At 69.3% G+C, this 7,012-nt stretch carries 6 protein-coding genes; all 6 read left to right on the top strand.

Annotated elements, in window-relative coordinates; genetic code table 11:
* Positions 1–570: SAM hydrolase/SAM-dependent halogenase family protein (locus ACFR9S_RS04095; RefSeq protein WP_379818115.1), on the top strand; the 570-nt coding region annotated here is incomplete at its 5' end.
* A 61-nt stretch (positions 571–631) separates the two neighbouring features.
* Positions 632–2,557: an ABC transporter ATP-binding protein gene (locus ACFR9S_RS04090; protein ID WP_379818114.1), complete on the top strand. Its 1,926-nt coding sequence runs from the start codon at positions 632–634 to the stop codon at positions 2,555–2,557.
* Positions 2,558–2,596: 39 nt separating this feature from the next.
* Complete coding sequence (locus ACFR9S_RS04085) at positions 2,597–2,884, top strand: GYD domain-containing protein (RefSeq protein WP_379730951.1); 288 nt, start codon at positions 2,597–2,599, stop codon at positions 2,882–2,884.
* Positions 2,885–2,943: 59 nt separating this feature from the next.
* Positions 2,944–3,180 (top strand): hypothetical protein, encoded by a 237-nt coding sequence (locus ACFR9S_RS04080; RefSeq protein ID WP_379730952.1) that lies wholly within the window; start codon positions 2,944–2,946, stop codon positions 3,178–3,180.
* A gap of 45 nt (positions 3,181–3,225) precedes the next feature.
* On the top strand, positions 3,226–4,626 hold the full coding sequence (locus ACFR9S_RS04075) for an amidohydrolase (RefSeq protein WP_379730953.1): 1,401 nt from the start codon (positions 3,226–3,228) through the stop codon (positions 4,624–4,626).
* Positions 4,627–4,698: 72 nt separating this feature from the next.
* Positions 4,699–7,012, top strand: a 2,314-nt coding sequence (locus ACFR9S_RS04070; protein WP_379818113.1) for an ATP-dependent DNA helicase, incomplete at its 3' end; no start/stop codon positions are given.

The raw sequence follows: 7,012 nt of genomic DNA, 5'->3' as shown, positions 1-7,012 counted from the left end.
GTCGGCACCGACCGCGCCGCCGTCGTCGTCGAAGTCGGCGACCACCGGATCGTCGCGCCGGACAACGGTGTCGCGCTCCCGGCGGCCCGACGGCTGGCCGACCGCGCGGACGGGGCGCCCGAGATCCGGGTGTACGACGTGGCGTACGACGACGACACGACCGCGAGCAACACGTTCCACGGCCGGGACGTGTTCGCGCCCGCCGCCGCGCGAGTCCACGAGGCTGAGGCGGTCACGGATGCCGACCGGATCGTCCCGACCGACGAGTGGGTCGATCTCGCGTTCCCGGATCCCGAAATCGGGGACGACGGCGCGACCGGCGAGGTGTTGGTCGTCGACGACTTCGGGAACACGATCACCAACGTTCCCGGACGCGTCCTCGACGGCCGCTCGTCGGTGACGGTGAACGGCGAGTCCGCGCCCGTGCGGGACGCCTACGCCGAGATGGAGCCGGGCGAACGCCTCGTCACTGTCGGCAGCCACGGCAACGTCGAGTTCGCGGTCAATCAGGGCCGCGGCGACGACGCGTTCGGCCTCGCGGCCGGCGACGACGTGTCGATCGACTGGTGAGAACCCCACGCGGGTCGCCGGCACCGGACAGTTTTCACCCCGTGAGACGGAGTAACGGGACGTGCCACCGGACGAGGACGACGAGTTCGCGGAGCTGCGGGCCGAGGAGGGGAACGCGATCCTCCGGCTGTTTCTGGAGTACGGCCGCGAGCGCCTGCTGACGTTCGTCGGCGGCGCCGTCGCGGCGGTCGTCCAGATGCTGATGGCGCTCGTCCCGTCGTTCGTGCTCGCGATCGCGATCGACTCGCTGTTTTTCGACACCCGGGCGTTCTCGCTGCCGCTCGTTCCCGGCGCGTGGATCCCGGGCAACGAGGGGGCGCAGTTCCTGCTCGCCGGCGGGCTGGTCGCCACCTCCTACGCGCTGAGTTCGATCTTCAGTTGGGCGAACAACTACCTCTGGAACAGTTTCTCCCAACAGTTCCAGCACTCGGTGCGCGTGGACACGTACGACGCGCTCCAGCGACAGGGCGTCGAGTTCTTCGACAACCGCCAGACGGGCGAGGTGATGAGCATCCTGAACAACGACGTGAACCAACTCGAGGGGTTCCTGACGAACAACCTCAACAGCCTCATCACCATCGTCGTCCGCGTCGGCGGGATGGGCGCGGTGATGCTGCTGATCAACTGGCGGCTGGCGCTGATCCCCGTCGCCGCCATCCCCGCGCTGGGCTATCTGAGCTACTGGTTCGTGGAGACGATCCACCCGAAGTACCAGGAGGTGCGCTCGGCGGTCGGGAAGCTCAACAGCCGGCTGGAGAACAACATCGGCGGCATCGAGACGCTGAAGTCGTTCACCACCGAGCCGTTCGAGACCGACCGCGTGCGGGACTCCTCGCGGGAGTATCTCGACGCTCAGTGGGACGCGATCACCACCCGGATCAAGTTCTTCCCCAGCCTGCAGGCAACGACCGCCGCCGCCTACGTCTCGGTGTTCTTCGTCGGCGGCTGGTGGGTCGTGACGGGGACGCCGCCCCACCCCTTCTTCTCCGGCGGCGACCCGACCGCGACGCTCACCGCCGGGACGCTCGTGCTGTTCCTGAACTACTCCCGGCGGTTCGTCTACCCGATGCGCCAGATGGGCCAGATCATCAACGGCTACCAGTACGCCGAGGCCGCGGGCGAGCGGATCGTCGGCCTGCTCGACGACGACACCCGAGTCAGCGCCGAGAGCGACGGAACCGAACTCGAGGAAGTCGAGGGCCGCGTCGAGTTCGACGACGTGAACTTCGCCTACCGCGACGAGGACGGCGAGGCCGAGGAGACGGTGCTTCGGGGGATCAGCTTCGAGGCCGATCCCGGCGACTACGTCGGCCTCGTCGGCCCAACGGGCGCCGGCAAGTCGACGACGATGAAGCTCCTGTTGCGGTTCTACGACCCCGACTCGGGGACGATCACGCTCGACGGCCACGACCTCGCGGATCTCGACCTCCGGAGCCTCCGCGAACACGTCGGCTACGTGAGTCAGGAGCCGTACCTGTTCTACGGCACCGTCGCCGAGAACATCGCCTACGGCGTCCCCGACCACGACGAGGCGGCGATGCACGAGGCCGCCGAGAAGGCCGGTGCCCACGAGTTCGTCGCCGACCTCGAGGACGGCTACGACACGATGGTGGGCGAGCGCGGCGTGAAGCTCTCCGGCGGCCAGCGCCAGCGCATCGCGCTCGCCCGGACGATCCTCCGGGACCCGGACGTGCTCGTGCTCGACGAGGCGACCAGCCACGTGGACAACGAGACCGAGGCGGTGATCCAGAACAGCCTCGAGACGCTGACCGAGGACCGGACCGTGTTCGCGATCGCCCACCGCCTTTCCACGGTGCGGGACGCCGACCAGATCCTCGTGATGGACGACGGCGAGATCGTCGAGCAGGGCACCCACGGCGAACTGATCGACGGCGACGGGCTGTACGCGAACCTCTGGCACGTCCAGGTCGGCGAGATGGAGGCGCTGCCCCAGCAGTTCGTCGAGCGAAGCCTCGGGGCGGAGTAGCCCGAACCTTTTCGGTGGGAGGCGCCAAATCGAGAAATTATGGGTACGTACATGGCGCTGGTCGACGTGACCGACGAGACCGTCCAGAACGTGCAGGACCTCGCGACCGTCTGGGGCGACCTCACCGGTGACATCGAGACGCTGGGCGGGGAGCTTGTCGACGCCTACGCGATCCTCGGCGAGCACGACTACCTCGTCATCTTCGAGGCCGACGGCCGCGACGAGGCGTTCCAGACCTCGGTGTCGATCGAACGCTACGGTCTCGACACGCAGACCATGGAGCTCATCCCGGTCGACGATCTCGGCGAGCTCGTTCAGGACATCTGAGCCGGAACCCAGCGACGACGGCGAGTAGTCTTTTCACTCACGCGCTCCACCCGGCACACATGCAGCACTTCACACAGGAGCACGCGAACATGCCCGTCGTGGACGCGCGGGGCGAACGACTCGGCCGCGTCGCCGGCGTCCAAGACGGCGAGGCCCGCCTCGAGCCCGAGACCGGCGTGGAGTCCCGGATGGACGCGGCGGCCTCGCCCGACGAGGACGCGCTGGCGATCGACGCCGAGCAGGTCGTCGAGGTCACCGACGACTACGTTCGGATCGAACTCGGCGACGAGGAGTAGCGACCCGAAGGAACGTTTTTCGCGTTACGCCGACACTGCACGGCCGTGAGTAAACAGGCCCTGTTCGACGACATCGACGACGACGCCGACCGCCTGACCGGTCTCGCCGAACAGCTCTGGGCGAACCCCGAACTCTCCCTGCAAGAACATGACTCCGCGGCCGCCCTCCAAGACGCGCTCCGCGAGGAGGGGTTCACCGTTGAGTCCGACGTCGCCGGTATCGACACCGCGTTCGTCGCACGCTACGGCGACGACGACCCCGTCGTGGGCACGATGGGTGAGTTCGACGCGCTGCCGGGGATGAGTCAGGCGGCGACAGCCGAGCGCGAACCGATCGAGGCGGGCGCGCCCGGCCATGGCTGCGGGCACAACCTCTTCGGCGTCGGCAGCCTCGCGGGCGCGATCGCGGTCAAGCGCGCGATCGAGCGCGGCGACTGCGAGGGGTCGGTCGTCTACTTCGGCACGCCCGCCGAGGAGGTCGGCGCCGGCAAGGTGTACATGATTCAGGCCGGCGCGTTCGAGGATGTCGACGCCGTGATCACGTGGCACCCCGACTGGTACAACGCGCCCAACGAGTGCTCCACGCTCGCGATGGACGCCTTCGACGTGCAGTTCACGGGGGAGAGCGCCCACGCCGCCAAGTCGCCGGAAGCCGGCCGGAGCGCGCTCGACGGCGTCCAACTGCTCGGCACCGGGATCGAGTACATGCGCGAGCACGTCCCGGACCCGGTCCGTATCCACTACGTCGTCACCGAGGGCGGGGAGGCGGCCAACGTCGTCCCGGAGGAGGCGGCGATGGAGGTGATGGTCCGCGCGCCCGACCGTGCGGCCGTCGAGCGCGTGTCCGATCGCGTGCGCGACGCCGCCGAGGGCGCGGCGCTGATGTCCGGGACCGACGCCGACGTGACCCAGACGACCGGGATGTACGGCGTCCTCCCCAACGGCACGCTCGCGGACTCGATCCGCGAGAACATGGACGCCGCCGAGTTCCCCCTTTCCGACGAACAGGCGTCGTTCGCGGCCGACCTGAAAGCGACGCTCGACGATCCTTCGTACGAGTCTGTCCCACCGGAACACCGCGACGAGGCCACCGAGTCGGCGATGTTTACCGACCCAATCGACGCGCCCGACGCGGGGGAGACCGCCGCCTACTCCACCGACTCCGGGGACGTGTCGTGGAACGCTCCCCTCGGGCGGTTCCGCGCGGCGACGTGGCCCGCGGGGACGCCGCTGCACTCGTGGCAGGCCGTCGCGGCCGGGAAGGATCTCGGCACCGCGGGGATGCTGTTCGCGGGGAAGGTCGTCGCTGGCTCGCTGTACGACCTGTTGACCGACGAGGAACTGCTCGCCGAAGCCCGCGCGGAGTACGAACACCGCAAGGGCGACCGCGAGTACGAGTCGCCGCTGCCGTCCGACGCCGACCCGTACGAGCTGGCCGAGCGGTGAGACGGGGGGCCGCCGCCCGCGGCCCGCCCGGGACCCGACAACTTAACCCCGAGAGCGGGCAACTCTCACCTAATGAAGCCGACGGAGCTGTCGGGACTCCCCGACGGCGTCGCAGACCACCTCGAGGGCGAGGGCATCGAGGAGCTCTACCCGCCACAGGCCGAGGCCGTCGAGCGCGGCGTGACCGACGGCGAGAACGTCGTCGCCGCGGTGCCGACCGCCTCCGGCAAGACGTTGATCGCTGAACTCGCGATGCTGTCGGCGGTCGAACGCGGCGGCACCGCGCTGTACATCGTCCCGCTGCGCGCGCTGGCCAGCGAGAAGAAGACCGAGTTCGAGCGCTGGGAGGAGTACGGAATCGACGTGGGCGTCTCGACGGGCAACTACGAATCCGACGGCGAGTGGCTGGGCTCGCGGGACATCATCGTCGCCACCAGCGAGAAGGTCGACTCGCTCGTCAGAAACGGCGCGCCGTGGATCGACGACCTCTCCTGTGTCGTCAGCGACGAGGTCCACCTCGTCGACGACCGCGAGCGCGGCCCCACGCTCGAGGTCACGCTCGCGAAGCTCCGGCGCATCAACGCGAACCTCCAGACGGTCGCGCTGTCGGCGACGGTCGGCAACGCCGGCGAGATCGCCGACTGGCTCGACGCCGAACTCGTCGACTCCGACTGGCGCCCGATCGACCTGAAGACGGGCGTCCACTTCGGGAACGCCATCAACTTCGCCGACGGCTCCCAGCGCGAGGTCCCCGTCGACAGCGGCGGCAAGCAGACGCCCGCGCTCGTCGACGATACGCTCGACGAGGGCGGTTCGAGTCTGGTGTTCGTCAACTCCCGGCGGAACGCCGAGTCCGCGGCCAGCCGACTCGGCGGCGTCACGAGCGACCATCTCACCGACGAGGAGCGCGGCGAACTCCGCGAACTCGCGACGGCGATCCGGGATGTCTCCGACACCGCGACCAGCGACGACCTCGCGGAGTGTGTCGCGAAGGGCGCGGCGTTCCACCACGCCGGCCTCTCGAGCGAACACCGCGACCTCGTTGAGGGCGCGTTCCGCGACCGGCTGATCAAGGTGATCGCGGCGACGCCGACACTCGCCGCCGGCGTGAACACGCCCTCCCGCCGGGTGATCGTCCGGGACTGGCGACGCTACGACCCGGAGTTCGGCGGCATGAAGCCGCTTGACACGCTCGAAGTCCACCAGATGATGGGCCGGGCGGGCCGGCCCGGACTCGACCCCTACGGCGAGGCGGTGCTGCTCGCGTCGAACAACGACACGAAGGAGGAGCTGTTCGACCGCTACGTCCACGACGAGCCCGAGCCGGTACGCTCGAAGCTCGCCGCGGAGCCGGCGCTGCGAACCCACCTGCTCGCGACCGTCGCGTCCGGCTTCGCGAACACGCGCGAGGAGCTGCTCTCGTTCCTCGACAACACGCTGTACGCCGTCCAGAGCGCCGGCAGCGCCCAGTTGGAGTCGGTGACGGACACGGTGCTCGACTACCTCGCGGCCAACGAGTTCGTCGAGCGCGAGGACGGGACGATCACCGCGACCGAGATCGGGCACACCGTCTCGCGGCTCTACCTCGACCCGATGAGTGCCGCGGAGATAATCGATGGCCTGCGCGACGCCGAGGGCGGCCGTTCGGGCGGCCAGTACGGCTCTCGCGGTGCCATGGACGCCGGCGACGCCGACGAGTCGGCCGGGTTCGTCTCCGGGAACGAACTGCTCGACGACGACCCGCTGGCCGACACCGACAGTGAGGCGGGAGACGAACCGGACGACCAACTGACTGACGACGCCGACGACGTCTCCGCGCTCGGCCTCTACCACCTCGTCTCCCGCACGCCGGACATGTACCAGCTCTACCTGAAGTCCGGCGACCGCGAGGAGTACGAGGAGGTGCTGTTCGAGCGCGAGACGGAACTGCTCGGGCGCACGCCGTCGGAGTACGACGACGTGGCGTTCGAGGAGTGGCTCGCCGCGCTCAAAACTGCCAGAATGCTCGAAGATTGGGCCAGCGAGGTCGACGAGGGCCGTATCGCGGAGCGCTACGGGATCGGCCCGGGCGACATCCGCGGCAAGGTCGACACCGCGGAGTGGCTGCTCAACGCCGCCGAGCGGCTGGCGGGCGAACTCGATCTCTCGAACGTGGTCGCTGTCCGGGAGGCGAAGAAGCGCGTCGAGGACGGCGTCCGGGAGGAGCTACTCGACCTCACGGGCGTCCGCGGGGTCGGCCGCAAGCGCGCGCGGCGGCTGTTCGAGGCCGGCATCGAGTCCCGCGCGGATCTCCGCGATGCCGACAAGTCGGTCGTGCTTGGCGCGCTCCGCGGGACGAAGACCGCGGAGACGATCCTCGAGAACGTCGGCCGCGAGGGCCCGTCGA

The organism is Halolamina salina, assembly GCF_042678005.1.
GTDB lineage: Archaea > Halobacteriota > Halobacteria > Halobacteriales > Haloferacaceae > Halolamina > Halolamina salina.
This window is presented reverse-complemented; position numbering and strand designations above follow the sequence as displayed.